The organism is Streptomyces sp. NPDC048001, from assembly GCF_043203115.1.
GTDB classification, from domain to species: Bacteria; Actinomycetota; Actinomycetes; order Streptomycetales; family Streptomycetaceae; genus Streptomyces; species Streptomyces sanyensis.
In genome coordinates this window covers 47,417-61,268 of record NZ_JBIDBN010000014.1, presented here as the reverse complement: position 1 = coordinate 61,268, position 13,852 = coordinate 47,417, and the positions used below count along the sequence as shown (strand labels likewise).

Genomic DNA, 13,852 nt, shown 5'->3' with positions numbered 1-13,852 from the left:
CGTGCGCTTGTACGGCCGTCGCGGGTCAGGGCGTTGCCGGCCCCGGGGCCGGCGGGGCGGGGCCGGCGGTGGAGGGGCCGGCACGGACGACGGCCTGGTCCCCTCGTGGGCCGAACAGGTGCAGGATCTCCACGGTGCCGGCGTCCGCAGGGCCGAACCAGTGGGGCTCGGTGGTGTCGAACTCGGCCACCTCTCCGGGCCGGAGCAGGAACTCCTGCGCCCCGAGGACGAGACGTAGCCGGCCGGCGAGGACATAGAGCCATTCGTAGCCCTCGTGGGTGACCAGTTCCAGTCGGCGGGGCGCCAGTACCTGCTTGAACACCTGCACACGGCCCGGGTACTGGGTCAGGGGCACGAGGACGCTCCCACGCTTCCCGCGCAGGGGCTGGAGGTGCACCCGGGGGTCACCGCTGGCAGGCGCCGCCACCAGCTGGTCGAGCGCGACGCGGTGCGCCTTGGCCAGCGGGATGAGCAGGTCCAGCGTCGGGCGCCGCTTGCCCGACTCCACCCGGGACAGCGTGCTGAGGGAGATCCCGGTCGTGGCTGCGAGTGCCCCGAGCGTGAGTCCCCGTTCCTGGCGCAGCCTGCGGAGCCGCGGCCCGATGCCGCCGAGGATCCGCTCCAGCTCCGCGTCCTTGGGTCCGGTGTTCACGGATCCAGTTTGCCGTGTCCGCAAAACCGATGGGCCGCGACCCTGGCCGGGGCGGAACCTTGCCGGGCATTGTTCCCGGACGTCCGAGGTGGACCGTGACCGCGACGACACAGCCTGCGCCGCCCGTGCTGAGCGCACGCAGGCGCTGGACGGTACTGGCCGTCTGCTGCCTGAGCATGTTCCTGGTGGGCCTGGAGACCACCATCGTCAATGTGGGTCTGCCGGCCGTCGGGCGCGACCTGGGCGTCGACACGCACGGTCTCGAATGGATCGTGGACGCCTACACACTCGTCCTGGCCAGCCTCCTGATCTCCTCCGGCGCACTGGCGGACCGGTTCGGCCGCCGCCGGGTGTTCCAGTGCGGGCTGGTCCTGTTCGGCGCGGCCTCGCTGGTCTGCGCCCTCGCCCCGACGGCGGGCGTACTCGTCACGGGCCGCGCGCTGCAGGGCGTCGGAGCCTCGATGCTCAGCCCCGTGGCGCTCGCCATCGTGGTGAACGCGATGCCGGATCCGAAGGAGCGGGCGCAGGCGATCGGCGTCTGGGCGTCCGTGTTCGGCCTGAGCATGGCCGTCGGGCCCGTCCTGGGAGGTGCGTTGCTCGCGGGGCTCGACTGGCGGGCGCTGTTCTGGGTCAGCACACCCGTCATCGCGATCGCGCTGGTGCTCGGCGCGGTGTTCGTGCCGGAGTCCCGGGCGCAGCGGCCCCGGCGGCTCGACCTGCCCGGCCAGGTGCTGCTGACCATGGTCCTGGCCGGTGTGGTCGGCGTCCTGATCGAGGGGCCGCGCCTCGGGTGGACGTCGCCCGCGTTGCTGGCGGGACTCGCGTGGGCCGCCCTGGCGGCAGCCGGATTCGTGTGGGTCGAGTCCCGCCGCCGCGAGCCCCTGGTGGATCTGCGCCTCTTCAGGCGCCCGGCCTTCAGCGGCGCCGTGGTGGGCGCGGTGGCGGTCTTCGTCGCCCTGAGCACGACACTGCTGCTCAACACCCTCTACCTGCAGCACACCCGGGAATGGACTCCGCTGGCCGCCGGCGTGGCGACCCTGCCCCTCGCCCTCGGAGCGACCGTCTGCGCCCCCTGGTCCGGCCGGATGGTCGGCCGCGTGGGACCGAGGCTGCCGCTGCTCCTCGCCGGCGGCTCCATCACGGCGGGCGGGCTCTGCCTGGTCGGGCTCACCCCGGACACGGGCGTGCCCCTGCTCCTGGCCGCGTACTCGCTCATCGGCATCGGGTTCGGCTTCGCCAACGCCCCGATCACCAACACCGCGGTCAACGGACTGCCGCCGGCCCGGGCCGGCGTGGCCGGGGCGATCACCTCCACCGCGCGGCAACTCGGCGCCGCCGTCGGCATCGCTCTCGCCGGCGGTCTGGTCGCGGCCGAAAGCCCGACCGGTATCGCAGGCGCCTCCCGTCCGGGCTGGGCCCTGGTCGCCGCCTGCGGCGTACTGCTCCTGCTCGTCGCCCGCACATCACGGCCGGAGCGGGCCGCCGCCGGCCCGGCCTCCGCACAGGAGCGGTGAGCCCGCACGGCACACCGTCGTCCGCGGGCAGGGCACCACCGCCCCGCGAGCGCGCGGAAGCCGTCCCGCCCCCCTTCCTCCTCCCCGCGCCGCCGCCGAGACGGGAATCCCCCGGGCTCGACGGGAATCCCCTCTCGGAAGACCCGGCGGCTCGACAGCGTCGGTGCTCAGGCGGGGGAGCGGCCTTCGCGCACCCCGCGCACAGCCGCGCGGCCCCTCCCGTGCGGGGGTCGCACGGGAGGGGCCGCAGGGCCGATGCGGCGGCGGGGCCGGGGCCCCGCCGGGTGCATCAGTAGGCGCCGTTGCCGTCCGCGTTGACGCAGGTGTTGCCGAACGCCGGGTTGAGCAGCGCGATGACGTTCACCGTGTTGCCGCAGACGTTGACCGGCACGTGGACGGGAACCTGGGCCAGGTTGCCCGAGAGGACACCGGGGGAACCGACGGCCGCACCGTGCGCTCCGGCGTCGGCGGCAGCCATGCCGGCGCCGCCGGCCAGGATGGCACCCGTGCCCGCGACAACGGCGGCGGCCTTCGCGATACGCGACATCAACTTCTCCTTGCACGATTCAGAGGCGGCCGCAGGGTTTGCGGCCATCACGCACCGTTCAACGCCTCAACCGGACGCCGGTAACGGATCACGGCGAACTCCGACCCCAACGGTCCCGCCGCCCCGTCCCGGCCCGGCGGGCGCACCCGCGTATTCGCTCGTATGTTCTATTAAGGGGGTAGGGTGGAGGGCATGGCGGCACACCTCCAGGGCTCCCTCTTCGACCAGACCGACGAGATCCGGCTCGGTCCGCTGGACGGCCTCGGGCGCACCCTGCTCGGTGCGGGCGCCTGGCTCGACGCCCTGCCCGGCTGGCTGACCGGGGCGGACGCGCTCTTCGGCGAGCTGGAGCGGTGCGTACCCTGGCGCGCCGAGCGCCGCACCATGTACGAGCGCACGGTCGACGTCCCCCGGCTGCTGGCCTCCTACGGGGAGGGCGCCCGGCTGCCCCATCCCGCGCTCGGCGCGGCGCGCGAGGCGCTCTCCCGCCACTACGCGGCCGAACTCGGCGAGCCCTTCACCACGGCGGGGCTCTGCCTCTACCGCGACGGCCACGACAGCGTGGCCTGGCACGGCGACCGGATGGGGCGGGGCGCCCGGGAGGACACCATGGTGGCCGTCCTCTCCCTCGGCGCACCCCGCGACCTCGTCCTGCGGCCCTCCGGGGGCGGCGGCCCGGTGGTGCGCAGGGCGCTCGGCCACGGCGACCTGGTCGTGATGGGCGGCTCCTGCCAGCGCACCTGGGAGCACGCCGTGCCCAAGACCTCCCGCGCGGTCGGGCCGCGCATCAGCGTCCAGTTCCGCCCGCGCGGCGTGCGGTGACCGGCCCGGCCCGCCGCCGCGTCAGGACCGGGGCCCGCGCCGCACCGAACGCCCCGCGAGCACATCCGTGCGGGCCCCGTCCGCGATGACGAACCGGCCGTCGATCAGTACGTGGGGGATGCCCGAGGGGCGGGCCCGGGGGGAGTCGAAGGTGGCGCCCGCCGCCACCGTCTCCGGGTCGAACAGCACCAGGTCGGCCCGGTGGCCGGGCCGGACCAGGCCCCGGTCCGGCAGCCCCAGCCGGGCCGCCGGCCGCCCCGAGAGGTGTGCGACGGCCTCCTCCAGCGAGAGCACCCCCAGCTCCCGCACATAGCGGCCGAGGTAGTGCGGGAAGGTCCCGTAGGCCCGGGGGTGCGGCTTGGCGCCCTCCAGGATGCCGTCGCTGCCGCCCGTGTGGACCCGGTGGCGCATGATCGTCCGGACGTTCTCCTCGTGCCCCACGTGCTGGAGGATCGTGGTCCCGAGCCGGTCCTCGACCAGCAGCCGCCGGGCCGTCGTCCACGGGGCCTCCCCGTGCAGGGCCGCCGTCCGTGCGACCGTCCGGCCGACATGGGCGGCGAGGGAGGCCTCGTGCACGCCGGAGACCTCGACGGTGCCCCAGTCGACCGGGACGCCGTGGCAGCCGTCCGAGCCGGTCTCCTCCAGGTCGCGGCGGATCCGCTCGGACACCTCCGCGTCCCGCAGCCGGGCCAGCACGGTCTCCGGCCCGCCCTCGCCCGCCCAGCTCGGCAGCAGCGCGGCGAGCGTGGTGCAGCCGGGGGTGTAGGGGTAGGTGTCGAGCGTGATGTCGGCGCCCGCGTCCAGGGCGGCGTCCAGCAGGTCGAGCAGCTCGCCCGCGCGGCCCGCGTTCACGCCGAAGTTCATGGTGGCGTGGGCCAGGTGCAGGGGGCAGCCGGCGACGCGCGCCAGCCGCACCGTCCCGGCGTAGGCGGCCAGCGCGCCCGCGCCGTAGGAGCGGTGGTGCGGGCAGTAGTAGCCGCCGTGGCGGGCCACCACCCGGCACAGCTCGGTGAGTTCCCCGTCGCCCGCGTACATGCCCGGGGTGTACGTCAGCCCGGAGGACATCCCGACCGCGCCCTGCTCCAGGCCCTCGGCGACGAGCGCCTTCATCCGGTCCAGCTCGGCGGGGGCCGGCGGCCGGTCCTCCCAGCCCATCACCATCATCCGGACCGTGCCCTGCGGGACCAGGTAGGCCGCGTTCACCGCCACGCCCCGGTCGAGCCGGTCGAGGTACCCGCCCACGGTGCGCCAGTCGAAGTCGACGCGCTCGTCCCCGGGGCCGCCGCCGTTCCAGCCGGCGATCGCCGTCCGCACCGCCTCCAGCGTGGTGTCGTCGGCCGGCGCGTACGACAGGCCGTCCTGGCCGAGGACCTCCAGGGTGACGCCCTGCGCGGCCTTGGCCGAGTGGTCGGGGTCGCGCAGCAGGGCCAGGTCGCTGTGGGCGTGCATGTCGACGAAGCCCGGGGCGAGCGCCAGCCCGTCGGCGTCGAGGGTGCGCCGGCCCGCCAGGCTGCGCTCCCCCTCCCGCCGCACGGCCGCGATCCGGCCCTCGCGCACCCCGACGTCGGCCCGGCAGGACGGGCCGCCGGAGCCGTCGACGACACGGGCTCCGCGGATGACGAGGTCCATGGGGGAGGCCTTTCGGTCGGGTGCGGCCCGGCCCCGCCGTCCGGGGCGCCCGCGCCGGGGAGAGGGTCAGAAGAAGGTGCGCACGAAGTCCGCCACCGTGCCGTCCCGTTCCACCACCGGGATCAGCTGCCACTTGTCGAACACCGTGCACGGGTGCGACAGGCCGAGCCCCACCCAGTCGCCGACCTCCAGCCGGGCCCCGGGACCGGTGCGCAGCCAGCCGTGCTGGTCGGACAGCCCCGTGAGGGTGATGCCCTCGGCCGGGCGCAGCTCGCCGGTGCGGGCGTCCCGCACCACCTGCACCTGCGGCAGGTCCAGGTCGTACGCGGCGTCGCGCTTGCCCGCGTTGACGAACGCCTGGTCCGCCGTGGGCCGCGACAGGACCTGCGCCCACAGCCGGAAGGCGGGCTGCAGGGCACCCTCCCCGGAGACCCGGTTGAAGGGGGTCAGACGGCGGTAGTGCCCGTCGTCGTGGGAGACGTAGGCGCCCGAGCGGAGCAGTTTCAGCACCGGCGAGGAGAGCGGGGGGAGCTCCGCGAACACCTCGGCCACCGCGTCGAACCAGGCGCTGCCGCCCGCGCTGACCACGATCTCGCCGGTGTCGGAGAGCAGGCCCGCGGCGTCCAGCTCGGCGGCGAGCGCCACCAGGGCGCGCAGCCAGGCGCGCACCCGCCCGCCGTCCGCGCGGGGCACCTCCCCCTCGTAGCCCGCCACCCCGACCAGGCGCAGAGACCGGGCGGCCGCCGCCGCCTCGGCGACGGCGCGTGCCTCGGCCGCGGTGCGGACGCCCGTGCGGGCGCCCTCGCCCGCGCCGAGTTCCACCACGACCTCCAGCGGGCGCGTGGCCCCGGCGAGCGCCTCGTCCATCAGCGCCACGCCGCGCACCGAGTCCACGTAGCAGATCAGGCGCAGCTCCGGGTCGCGGTCCAGCTCCCCGGCGATCCAGGCGAGCGCTGCGGCGTCCACCACCTCGTTGGCCAGGAAGATCCGGCGGACCCCGTAGGCCCGGTACACCCGCACCTGGTGGGGGACGGCCGCGGTGATCCCCCAGGCGCCGCGCTCCAGCTGACGGGCGAACAGCTGGGGGGCCATGGAGGTCTTGCCGTGCGGGGCGAAGGCGAGGCCGTGCTCCTCGGCGTAGGTCTCCAGGAGGGCCAGGTTGTGCTCCAGCGCCTCCGCGGAGAGGGCCAGGACGGGGGTGGTGAACCCGCCGGTGAACAGGTTGCGGCGCTGGGCGGCGAGGGCGCCGACCGTCAGCTCCCCCGCGTCCGGCGGGAGCCCCTTGAAGCGGTGGTCTGCCGGCTCGTCCGCGAGACCGGCGACGGCGCTGTCGGCTGCCATGGGACCTCCTCCACTGTCGTTGCGTCATCTGCAACATGCGTTGCACATGACGCTCTGTGGTGTCTAACATCCGGTCGGATGCCGGGTCAATGGTGTCCGGTCGCCGGGGCGCACGGCCCCCGCCTCCCGGGGCCGCCCGCCCGGCCCGGACCGGCCGGCCAGGACCAGCGAGGAGCGCGCCATGACCGCGAGCCCGACCGCGAGCGCCCCGGTGGACGTCGTCTGCCTGGGCGAGTCCATGGTCGCGCTGCTGCCCGCCCGGGGCGGACGCCTCGCCGACGCCGACGTGTTCGTCCGCGGCATCGGCGGCGCCGAGTCCAACGTGGCCTGCGCCCTCGCCGCCGCCGGGCACCGCGCCCGGTGGGTCTCACGGGTCGGCGCGGACGGCTTCGGCGACCACCTGGTGGCCGCCGTCGCCGCCCGCGGGGTCGACACCTCGGCCGTCGTGCGGGACCCGGACCGGCCCACGGGTGTGTACCTGCGCACCGCGGCCGACCGGGCGGACGCGGACCACGAGGTCCTCTACTACCGCTCCGGCTCGGCCGCCTCGGCCCTGTCCCACCGGACCGTCCCCCGCGCCGCCCTGGCCTCCGGCCGGATCCTGCACGTCTCCGGCATCACCGCGGCCCTCTCCGCCGGCTGCCGGGACCTGATGCACCGGCTCCTCGCACGCAGTCCCGGACGGGGCACCGTCTCCTTCGACGTCAACCACCGGCCCGCCCTGTGGCGGGGCGCCGACGGGCCCGAGGTCCTGCTCCGGCTCGCCCGCGGCGCCGACCTCGTCTTCGTGGGCGAGGACGAGGCCCGCGCCGCCTGGGGCCTGGACACCCCCGACGCGGTCCGCGCCGCGCTGCCCGAGGCGCGGCTGGTGGTGGTCAAGCGCGGTGCCGCGGGCGCCGTCGCCTTCACCGGGGACGGGGACCGCGTCGAGACCCGGGCGCCCCGCGTCGAGGTCGTCGCGGCCGTCGGCGCGGGGGACGCCTTCGCCGCGGGCTTCCTCTCCGGCACCCTCGGCTCCCTGCCGCTGCGCGACCGGCTGCGCCGCGGCCACCTCTTCGCCGCCGCGGCCCTCACCGTCCCCGGGGACCTCGCCGCCCCGCCCGGCCGGCAGCAGACCGAACGGCTCACCGCCCTCGACGACACCGCCTGGGGGAGACTGCACCTCGGCCCGGGCTGGACGGGCCGGGACCAGGAGGTGCCTACGCCATGAGCCAGACCGTCGACCGCGCGCTCGGGATCCTGCCGCTGCTCGCCCGGGGGCCCGCCGACCTCGGCCGGGTGGCGGAGTGCCTCGGCGTCCACAAGTCCACCGCCCTGCGGCTGCTGCGCACCCTCCACGAGCACGGCCTCGTCTACCGCCAGCCCGACCAGCGCTACCGGCTGGGGGCCCGGCTGATCGCCCTCGCCCAGGAGGCCGTGGAGAGCCTGGACGTCCGCGGGATCGCCCACCCCCACCTCCTCGCGCTCAACGAGCGCACCGGGCACACCGTCCATCTCGCCGTCCGGGAGGAGGACGAGGTCATCTACATCGACAAGGTGGAGAGCCGCTACCCGGTGCGGATGTACTCCCGCATCGGCAGACCCGTCGCCACCACCGTGGCGGCGGTGGCCAAGCTGCTCCTCGCCGACCTGCCCGAGGAGGAGCGGCGCGCGACGGCCGCACGCCTCGACTACCCGCGCTACACCGCCCGTTCGACACCGGACGCGGAGTCCTTCCTCCGGGAGCTCGCCACCGTGCGCGCCCAGGGCTGGGCCACCGACCTCGGCGGGCACGAGGAGTCCATCAACTGCGTCGCGGCCCCGGTGCGCGGCGCGGACGGGCGGGTCGCCGCCGCGATGTCGCTCTCCGCCCCGAACGTCGTCGTCACCGCCGACGAGCTGCTCGCCCTCCTCCCGCTGGTGCGGCGCACGGCGGAGGCCGTCAGCCGCGAGTACGCAGGACACACGCCCCGTCAGGGATCCGCCTCCCGGAAGGACGCACCCAGGTGACCGAGAAGACCGCCTACACGCCCGCCACCCACACGGCACCGCCCGCACGGTTCTCGCACGGGGTGCGCAAGGGCGGCATCCTCCAGGTCGCCGGTCAGGTGGGCTTCCTGCCGACCCGGGACGGCGCCGCGCCGCGGCCCGCGGGCCCGACCCTGCGGGCGCAGATGGAGCAGACCCTCGCCAACGTCGAAGCCGTCCTCAGGGAGGCCGGGTCCGGCTGGGAGGACGCGGTGATGATCCGCGTCTACCTCACCGACACGGCCCACTTCGCCGAGATGAACGAGATCTACGACGCCTACTTCGCGGAGCTCGCGGTGCCGCCCGCGGCCCGCACCACGGTCTACGTCGGCCTCCCCGAGGGGCTGCTGGTCGAGATCGACGCGATGGCGGTCCTCGGCTAGTGCCGCAACGGGCGTCGCGACGGGGCGAACGTCGCCCGACGGGGCACTGGAGGACGCCGGGACCGCGGCGCGGGGCGCGGGGCGGCTCCGCGGACGGGGCCGTCAGTCCGTGCAGTACTGCGACTCCTTGCCGATGGAGCGGTACATGCAGTCCGAGTTCTCCAGCAGTTGGAGCACGGCGTCCCGGTTGCGCGAGGTCTCCCGCTCGATCACCTCGTCGGGCGGGTAGAAGCCGCCCCCGCCGAAGCCGCGCGGGTACATCTCGAAGGTGTAGCCGAAGATCCGCTGGCTGCCCCACAGCCAGTCGTCGATCGACCCGTCGGTGATGTACAGGTCGCTCGCCTGCTCCGCGGTGTAGCCGTTGCTGGCGGCCATCTTCCGGCCCACCGCGGCGAAGGCGTCCCGGTCGTCCCGGGTCATACCGGGCGCGGTGTCGGAGTAGGTGTAGCCGAAGGGCCAGAGCACCAGCTCGCTGTAGGTGTGGAAGTCGATGGCCGTCCGGATCTGCTGCCTGCCGCCGACCACCCGGCTGCGCACGAAGTCCGCGACGACCTTCACCTCGGGCGCGGACTCGGCGGACCGCCCGCGGTAGGTGTCCGAGCCCGGGTAGCCGGAGGAGCCGCCGCAGCAGGCCCACTGGAAGGCCCAGTTGCGGTTGAGGTCGGTGCCGACGGCCGAGGAGCCGCTGTTGGGCTGGCGGTTCTTGCGCCAGCTCCGGTACGAGCCGGTGGCGATGTCGTACTCGCCGCCGTCCGGGTTGAGGTCGGGCACGATCCAGATCTCCCGGCCGTCCACGGCCGCGGTCACCCGCGGGTCGCTGCCGTAGTCCTCGCCGAACTCCCGCAGCAGGTAGAGCGCCATCTCGACGGTCAGATGCTCGCGGGCGTGCTGGTGGTGGGTGAACAGCACCTCCGGCTCGTCCTCGTCCACCGCGACGTTGTCGCTGATCTTCACGGCGACGATGTCCCGGCCCTGGTAGCTCCTGCCGATGACCTGCTTGCTCATGATGTCCGGGTGCTCGGCGACCCGTTGGTCGATCTCCGCGGACATCTCCGCGTACGTGTGGTAGCGCGCGTCCGACGGGGGGAAGTCGGCGGGCCGCACCTCGGCCGTGCTGCGGTGCGCGGGGGGCGCGGGCAGCAGGGTGAGCCGGTGCCCGAGGCCGCGCAGGCGGCGCGCCTCGGAGGGGGTCGCGCTCACCACCAGGGTGTGGTCGGAGACCTCGTCGACCGCGGCGCCGGTCGCGGCGACGGCGCTGCGGTCGGCGGGGGTGGAGGGCCCGTGGACGAGGTACTGGCGGGTCCGCTCCGCCTCGTCGGAGGGGGCGGCCGGGATCCGCGCGGAGCGATCGGGTGCGGCGGAGGCGGTCGCCGCGAGGGGCGCCGCCACGGCGAGGGCGACGACGGCCGCGAGCGCGGCCGACCGCCTGCCGAGGGGAGGGAGTCTCATGGGCTGGCTCCTGGGGGTGTGGGGGTCGCTGCGGTACGGCGGTGCGCGGGGATCGGCGCCCGCCGCGGTGCGTGCGGGGACATCGTCGAGTCATGGCATGCTCCGGTCAATACGCATCCCGGTCATTCCCGGTCCCTCCGGGCCCCCGTGCGGCGGTCCGCCCATCGGACCACCCGAGGCCCTCTTGCGCGACGACCCGCGCCCCCGCTTACGTGACGGCTCACCTGGTGGGACGAGCGGGAAGGCGGATGCATCCATGGCAGGCATCACCGAGGAGGGCGCGAGCGGTTCCCCGGCGCCGCCCCGCAGGGCGAGTTGGCGGCTCATCGGCCCCGGGATCGTCGTCGCCGCCACCGGCGTCGGCGCCGGGGACCTGGTCGCCACCCTGGTCGCCGGAAGCCGCTACGGCTACACCCTCCTGTGGGCGGCCGTCATCGGCTGCCTGGTGAAGATCTCACTGGCGGAGGCGGTCGGCCGCTGGCACCTCGCCACCGGGCGCACCCTCTTCGAGGGCTGGCGCTCCCTCGGCCGCTGGACCACCGGCTACTTCGGCGTCTACGTCGTGGTCTGGGGCTTCGTCTACGGGGCGACCGCCATGTCCTCCAGCGCCCTGCCGCTGGCGGCCCTCTTCCCCGACGGGCCGGGGCTGCGCACCTGGGCCGTCGTCACCGGCCTGGTCGGGCTGGTGTTCGTGTGGTGGGGCCGCTACCCGGTCGTCGAGAAGGCGATGGCGGTCCTGGTCGGCGTGATGTTCGTGGTCGTGGTCTACGTCGCCGTCCGCGTCGCGCCGGACCTGGGCGCGGTGCTCGCCGGACTCGCCCCGGTGCTGCCGGACGGCTCGCTGCTCTACAGCCTGGGCCTGGTCGGCGGCGTCGGCGGGACGATCACGATGGCCGCCTACGGGTACTGGGTCAACGCCAAGGGGTGGAGCGGACCCGGCTGGATGGGGGTCATGCGCCTCGACAACCGGGTCGCCTACCTCACCACCGGGATCTTCGTCGTCGCCATGCTGATCATCGGCGCGGAGCTGCTGCACTCCTCCCGGATCGCCCTGGAGGGCGGCGACCGCGGGCTGGTGGACCTGGGCGAGGTCCTCGCGGACCGCTACGGCTCCGCGACCGCCACGCTGTTCCTGGTCGGCTTCTTCGCGGCCTCGTTCTCCTCGCTGATCGGCGTCTGGCACGGGGTCAGCCTGCTGTTCGCCGACTTCGCCACCCGGCTGCGCCGCGGGCGCGCCCACGGCCCGGCGGGCGGCGCGGCGGCGGCCGGGGGCGGCGCGGGGGACGCGGAGGGCGCCGGGGCGCCCGAGCGGACGACGGCCTTCCGCGCCTATCTGCTGTGGCTGACCTTCCCGCCGATGCTGCTGCTCTTCCTCGACCGGCCGTTCGGGCTCGTCGTGGCCTACGGGGTCCTGGGGGCGTTCTTCATGCCCTTCCTGGCCACCACCCTGCTGTGGCTGCTCAACTCCCGCCGCACACCGCCCGAATGGCGCAACGGGCCGCTGTCCAACACGATGCTCGCGGCCGCCGGACTGCTGTTCGTCGTGCTGTGCGTCCAGCAGGTGCGCGAGCTGCCCTGGTGAGGGCGCGGCCGGGCCCGTACCACCGGGGGAGCGGTGGCACGGGCCCGGCCGGTGGCATGGTTACGGCAGGTTGTGGACGTGCGGGCCGACCGCGTTGGACCAGGCGCTGCCCGCGGTCGCGTCCCAGTTGGTCGACCAGGTCATCGCGCCGCGCAGCGAGGGGTAGGTCCTCGACGGCTTGAAGGAACCGCAGTTGGTGCCGCGGGCCAGGCAGTCGAGGGCGTTGTTCACGACCGACGGCGGCACATAGCCGCTGCCCGCGCCGCGGGTGGAGGCCGGCACGCCGAGGCCCACCTGGGAGGCGTCGAGGCCGCCCTCCAGCTGGATGCAGGCCAGCGCGGTGAGGAAGTCCACCGAGCCCTGCGAGTAGACCCTGCCGTCGCAGCCCAGCATGGAGCCGCTGTTGTAGTACTGCATGTTGACCACCGTGAGGATGTCCTTCACGTTGAGGGCCAGCTTGAAGTACTCGGTTCCGGTGTTCTGCATGTCGATGGTCTGCGGGGCCATCGTGAGCACCATCGACGGGCCCGCCTTGGCCGACAGCTGCCGCAGCGCCTTGGTCAGGTAGGTGGAGCTGATGCCGTGCTCCAGGTCGATGTCCACCCCGCTGAAGCCGTACTCCTGCATCAGCGCCCAGGCGCTGTTCGCGAACGCCGTGGCGGAGGCGTCGCTGTTGACGGTGACGTTGCCCTTCTCGCCGCCGACGGAGATGATCACCGACTTCCCGGCGGCCTTCTTGGCGGCGATGTCCGCCTTGAAGTCCGCGACGGAGGCGTAGCCGACCGCCGGGTCGAGGTTGAAGACGATCTCACCCGGCACCGCCGTCGAGTCGGCGAAGGACACGGCGATGATGTCGTACTGCGCCTGCACGTCCCTCAGCTTCTGGACGGTGGCCCCGTTGTCGAAGTTCTGCCAGTAGCCGGTCAGCGCGTGGCGGGGCACCGACGGGTTGCCGGGACCGCCGCCGTCCTTGGCGGTGCGGCCGGTCACGGCGGGGGACTTCGCCGACTCCCCGGCCGTGTTGGTGGCCGTCACCTGGAACTGGTACGCGGTGTCGGGGGACAGCCCGCCGACCGTGGCCGAGGTGGCGGCCACCGACTGGACCTTCGTCCCGTCGCGGTAGACGTTGTAGCCGGTGGCGCCGGAGACCGCGCCCCAGTTCAGGCCCACCGAGGTGGTGGTCACGGCGCCGAGGGAGGGCGTCGCGGGCGGCGGCGGGACGACCGGGTCGGGGTCCGTGCCGCCGCCCCCGTCCGGCCCGAGGACGCTCACGTCGTCCACGAAGTAGGCCGGGGTGCCGTACCAGCCGTGGGTGTAGAGGGTGACCGAGGTGGTGCTCGCCCCGGTGGTGAAGGAGGTGGCGAGCCTGCTCCAGCCGGTGGCGCCCGGCGTCCAGGTGGACACGTCCTGGGTGCCGGTGCCGCTCGCGCCCAGGTACACGTAGCTGCCCTGCACCCAGGCGCTCACCGCGTAGGTGGAGTTCGGCCTGACCGCCAGGGTCTGGGTGCAGCGGGCGTTGTCCAGCCCGGCGGGCGAGGCCTTCAGGGCGCCCGCCCCGGTGCGCACGGGGGAGGACACGGCCGCACCGCTGCCCGCGGAGCAGGACCAGTTGGCGAGCCCGGACTCGAATCCGGCGTTCTTGACGACGTTCACGTCGGCGGCCTGGGCCGTTCCGGCCGTGCCGAGGAGGCAGAGCCCGGTTCCGACGGCGAGCGCCATACCGGCGCCCAGCCATCTGCGGATGGGTGTGCTGCGGTCCACTTGCGTCCTCCGGTGGGGGAAGTCGGGGAGGGACCGGTCTCCGCGGCGTCGTGGAGACCGGGGGCGTACGGCGGCCACCGTGGAGGTACAAGCTGGTCCAGACCAATTGGCTTGTCAAGACCTCCCGCGCGACGGGTCCGGCGCGGGCGCAGGGGCCGCCGCCCG

The 13,852-nt window shown here is 74.7% G+C and carries 12 protein-coding genes; 6 read left to right on the top strand and 6 right to left on the bottom strand.

All coding sequences use genetic code 11. The features are described from left to right. Positions 1 to 25: 25 nt before the first annotated feature. A complete protein-coding gene (locus ACGF15_RS24720; RefSeq protein ID WP_362613039.1) occupies positions 26 to 652 on the bottom strand; it encodes an XRE family transcriptional regulator in 627 nt (208 codons plus the stop codon). A gap of 95 nt (positions 653 to 747) precedes the next feature. Here ACGF15_RS24720 and ACGF15_RS24715 point away from each other — a divergent pair, with 95 nt between their 5' ends. Beyond that, entirely contained in the window at positions 748 to 2,166 is a 1,419-nt protein-coding gene (locus ACGF15_RS24715) for an MFS transporter (RefSeq protein WP_362613036.1), read from the top strand. A 289-nt stretch (positions 2,167 to 2,455) separates the two neighbouring features. Here ACGF15_RS24715 and ACGF15_RS24710 read toward each other — a convergent pair whose 3' ends face one another. Then, entirely contained in the window at positions 2,456 to 2,713 is a 258-nt protein-coding gene (locus ACGF15_RS24710) for a chaplin (protein WP_256524805.1), read from the bottom strand. Between the two features lie 192 nt (positions 2,714 to 2,905). On the opposite strand from ACGF15_RS24710, the gene ACGF15_RS24705 reads away from it, so the two are divergent. Continuing rightward, positions 2,906 to 3,535 carry an alpha-ketoglutarate-dependent dioxygenase AlkB gene (locus tag ACGF15_RS24705; protein WP_392802023.1) on the top strand — a complete coding sequence of 210 codons (630 nt, stop codon included), beginning with the start codon at positions 2,906 to 2,908 and terminating at the stop codon, positions 3,533 to 3,535. Between the two features lie 21 nt (positions 3,536 to 3,556). On the opposite strand, the gene ACGF15_RS24700 is transcribed toward ACGF15_RS24705, so the two are convergent. Next, the gene (locus ACGF15_RS24700) at positions 3,557 to 5,164 is read right to left on the bottom strand and encodes an amidohydrolase family protein (RefSeq protein ID WP_392802020.1); all 1,608 of its coding nucleotides are present in this window, start codon (positions 5,162 to 5,164) and stop codon (positions 3,557 to 3,559) included. 66 nt (positions 5,165 to 5,230) lie between these two features. Further along, a complete protein-coding gene (locus ACGF15_RS24695; RefSeq protein WP_345612561.1) occupies positions 5,231 to 6,505 on the bottom strand; it encodes an alanine racemase in 1,275 nt (424 codons plus the stop codon). Positions 6,506 to 6,686: 181 nt separating this feature from the next. On the opposite strand from ACGF15_RS24695, the gene ACGF15_RS24690 reads away from it, so the two are divergent. The 3 genes from ACGF15_RS24690 to ACGF15_RS24680 are packed head-to-tail and all read left to right on the top strand — an operon-like array spanning position 6,687 to position 8,895. After that, positions 6,687 to 7,715, top strand: a complete 1,029-nt coding sequence (locus tag ACGF15_RS24690) for a sugar kinase (RefSeq protein WP_345612563.1) — start codon at positions 6,687 to 6,689, stop codon at positions 7,713 to 7,715. Continuing rightward, positions 7,712 to 8,494, top strand: coding sequence for an IclR family transcriptional regulator (locus ACGF15_RS24685; protein ID WP_345612565.1), 783 nt, complete (start codon positions 7,712 to 7,714; stop codon positions 8,492 to 8,494). Before ACGF15_RS24690 ends, ACGF15_RS24685 begins: the two co-directional genes overlap by 4 nt. Then, entirely contained in the window at positions 8,491 to 8,895 is a 405-nt protein-coding gene (locus ACGF15_RS24680; RefSeq protein WP_392802015.1) for a RidA family protein, read from the top strand. Before ACGF15_RS24685 ends, ACGF15_RS24680 begins: the two co-directional genes overlap by 4 nt. Positions 8,896 to 8,997: 102 nt before the next feature. On the opposite strand, the gene ACGF15_RS24675 is transcribed toward ACGF15_RS24680, so the two are convergent. After that, entirely contained in the window at positions 8,998 to 10,344 is a 1,347-nt protein-coding gene (locus ACGF15_RS24675) for a M14 family metallopeptidase (protein WP_345612569.1), read from the bottom strand. A gap of 256 nt (positions 10,345 to 10,600) precedes the next feature. On the opposite strand from ACGF15_RS24675, the gene ACGF15_RS24670 reads away from it, so the two are divergent. Beyond that, the gene (locus ACGF15_RS24670) at positions 10,601 to 11,926 is read left to right on the top strand and encodes an Nramp family divalent metal transporter (protein WP_392802011.1); all 1,326 of its coding nucleotides are present in this window, start codon (positions 10,601 to 10,603) and stop codon (positions 11,924 to 11,926) included. A gap of 60 nt (positions 11,927 to 11,986) precedes the next feature. Here the strand turns inward: ACGF15_RS24670 and ACGF15_RS24665 are convergent, their stop codons facing one another. After that, positions 11,987 to 13,687: a chitinase gene (locus ACGF15_RS24665; RefSeq protein ID WP_392802008.1), complete on the bottom strand. Its 1,701-nt coding sequence runs from the start codon at positions 13,685 to 13,687 to the stop codon at positions 11,987 to 11,989. Positions 13,688 to 13,852: the final 165 nt, after the last annotated feature.

Coding starts and splice junctions, on each gene's coding strand:
- ACGF15_RS24710 (WP_256524805.1), bottom strand. CDS start 2,713: ATGTCGCGTATCGCGAAGGCCGCCGCCGTTGTCGCGGGCACGGGTGCC.
- ACGF15_RS24705 (WP_392802023.1), top strand. CDS start 2,906: ATGGCGGCACACCTCCAGGGCTCCCTCTTCGACCAGACCGACGAGATC.
- ACGF15_RS24700 (WP_392802020.1), bottom strand. CDS start 5,164: ATGGACCTCGTCATCCGCGGAGCCCGTGTCGTCGACGGCTCCGGCGGC.
- ACGF15_RS24695 (WP_345612561.1), bottom strand. CDS start 6,505: ATGGCAGCCGACAGCGCCGTCGCCGGTCTCGCGGACGAGCCGGCAGAC.
- ACGF15_RS24690 (WP_345612563.1), top strand. CDS start 6,687: ATGACCGCGAGCCCGACCGCGAGCGCCCCGGTGGACGTCGTCTGCCTG.
- ACGF15_RS24685 (WP_345612565.1), top strand. CDS start 7,712: ATGAGCCAGACCGTCGACCGCGCGCTCGGGATCCTGCCGCTGCTCGCC.
- ACGF15_RS24675 (WP_345612569.1), bottom strand. CDS start 10,344: ATGAGACTCCCTCCCCTCGGCAGGCGGTCGGCCGCGCTCGCGGCCGTC.
- ACGF15_RS24670 (WP_392802011.1), top strand. CDS start 10,601: ATGGCAGGCATCACCGAGGAGGGCGCGAGCGGTTCCCCGGCGCCGCCC.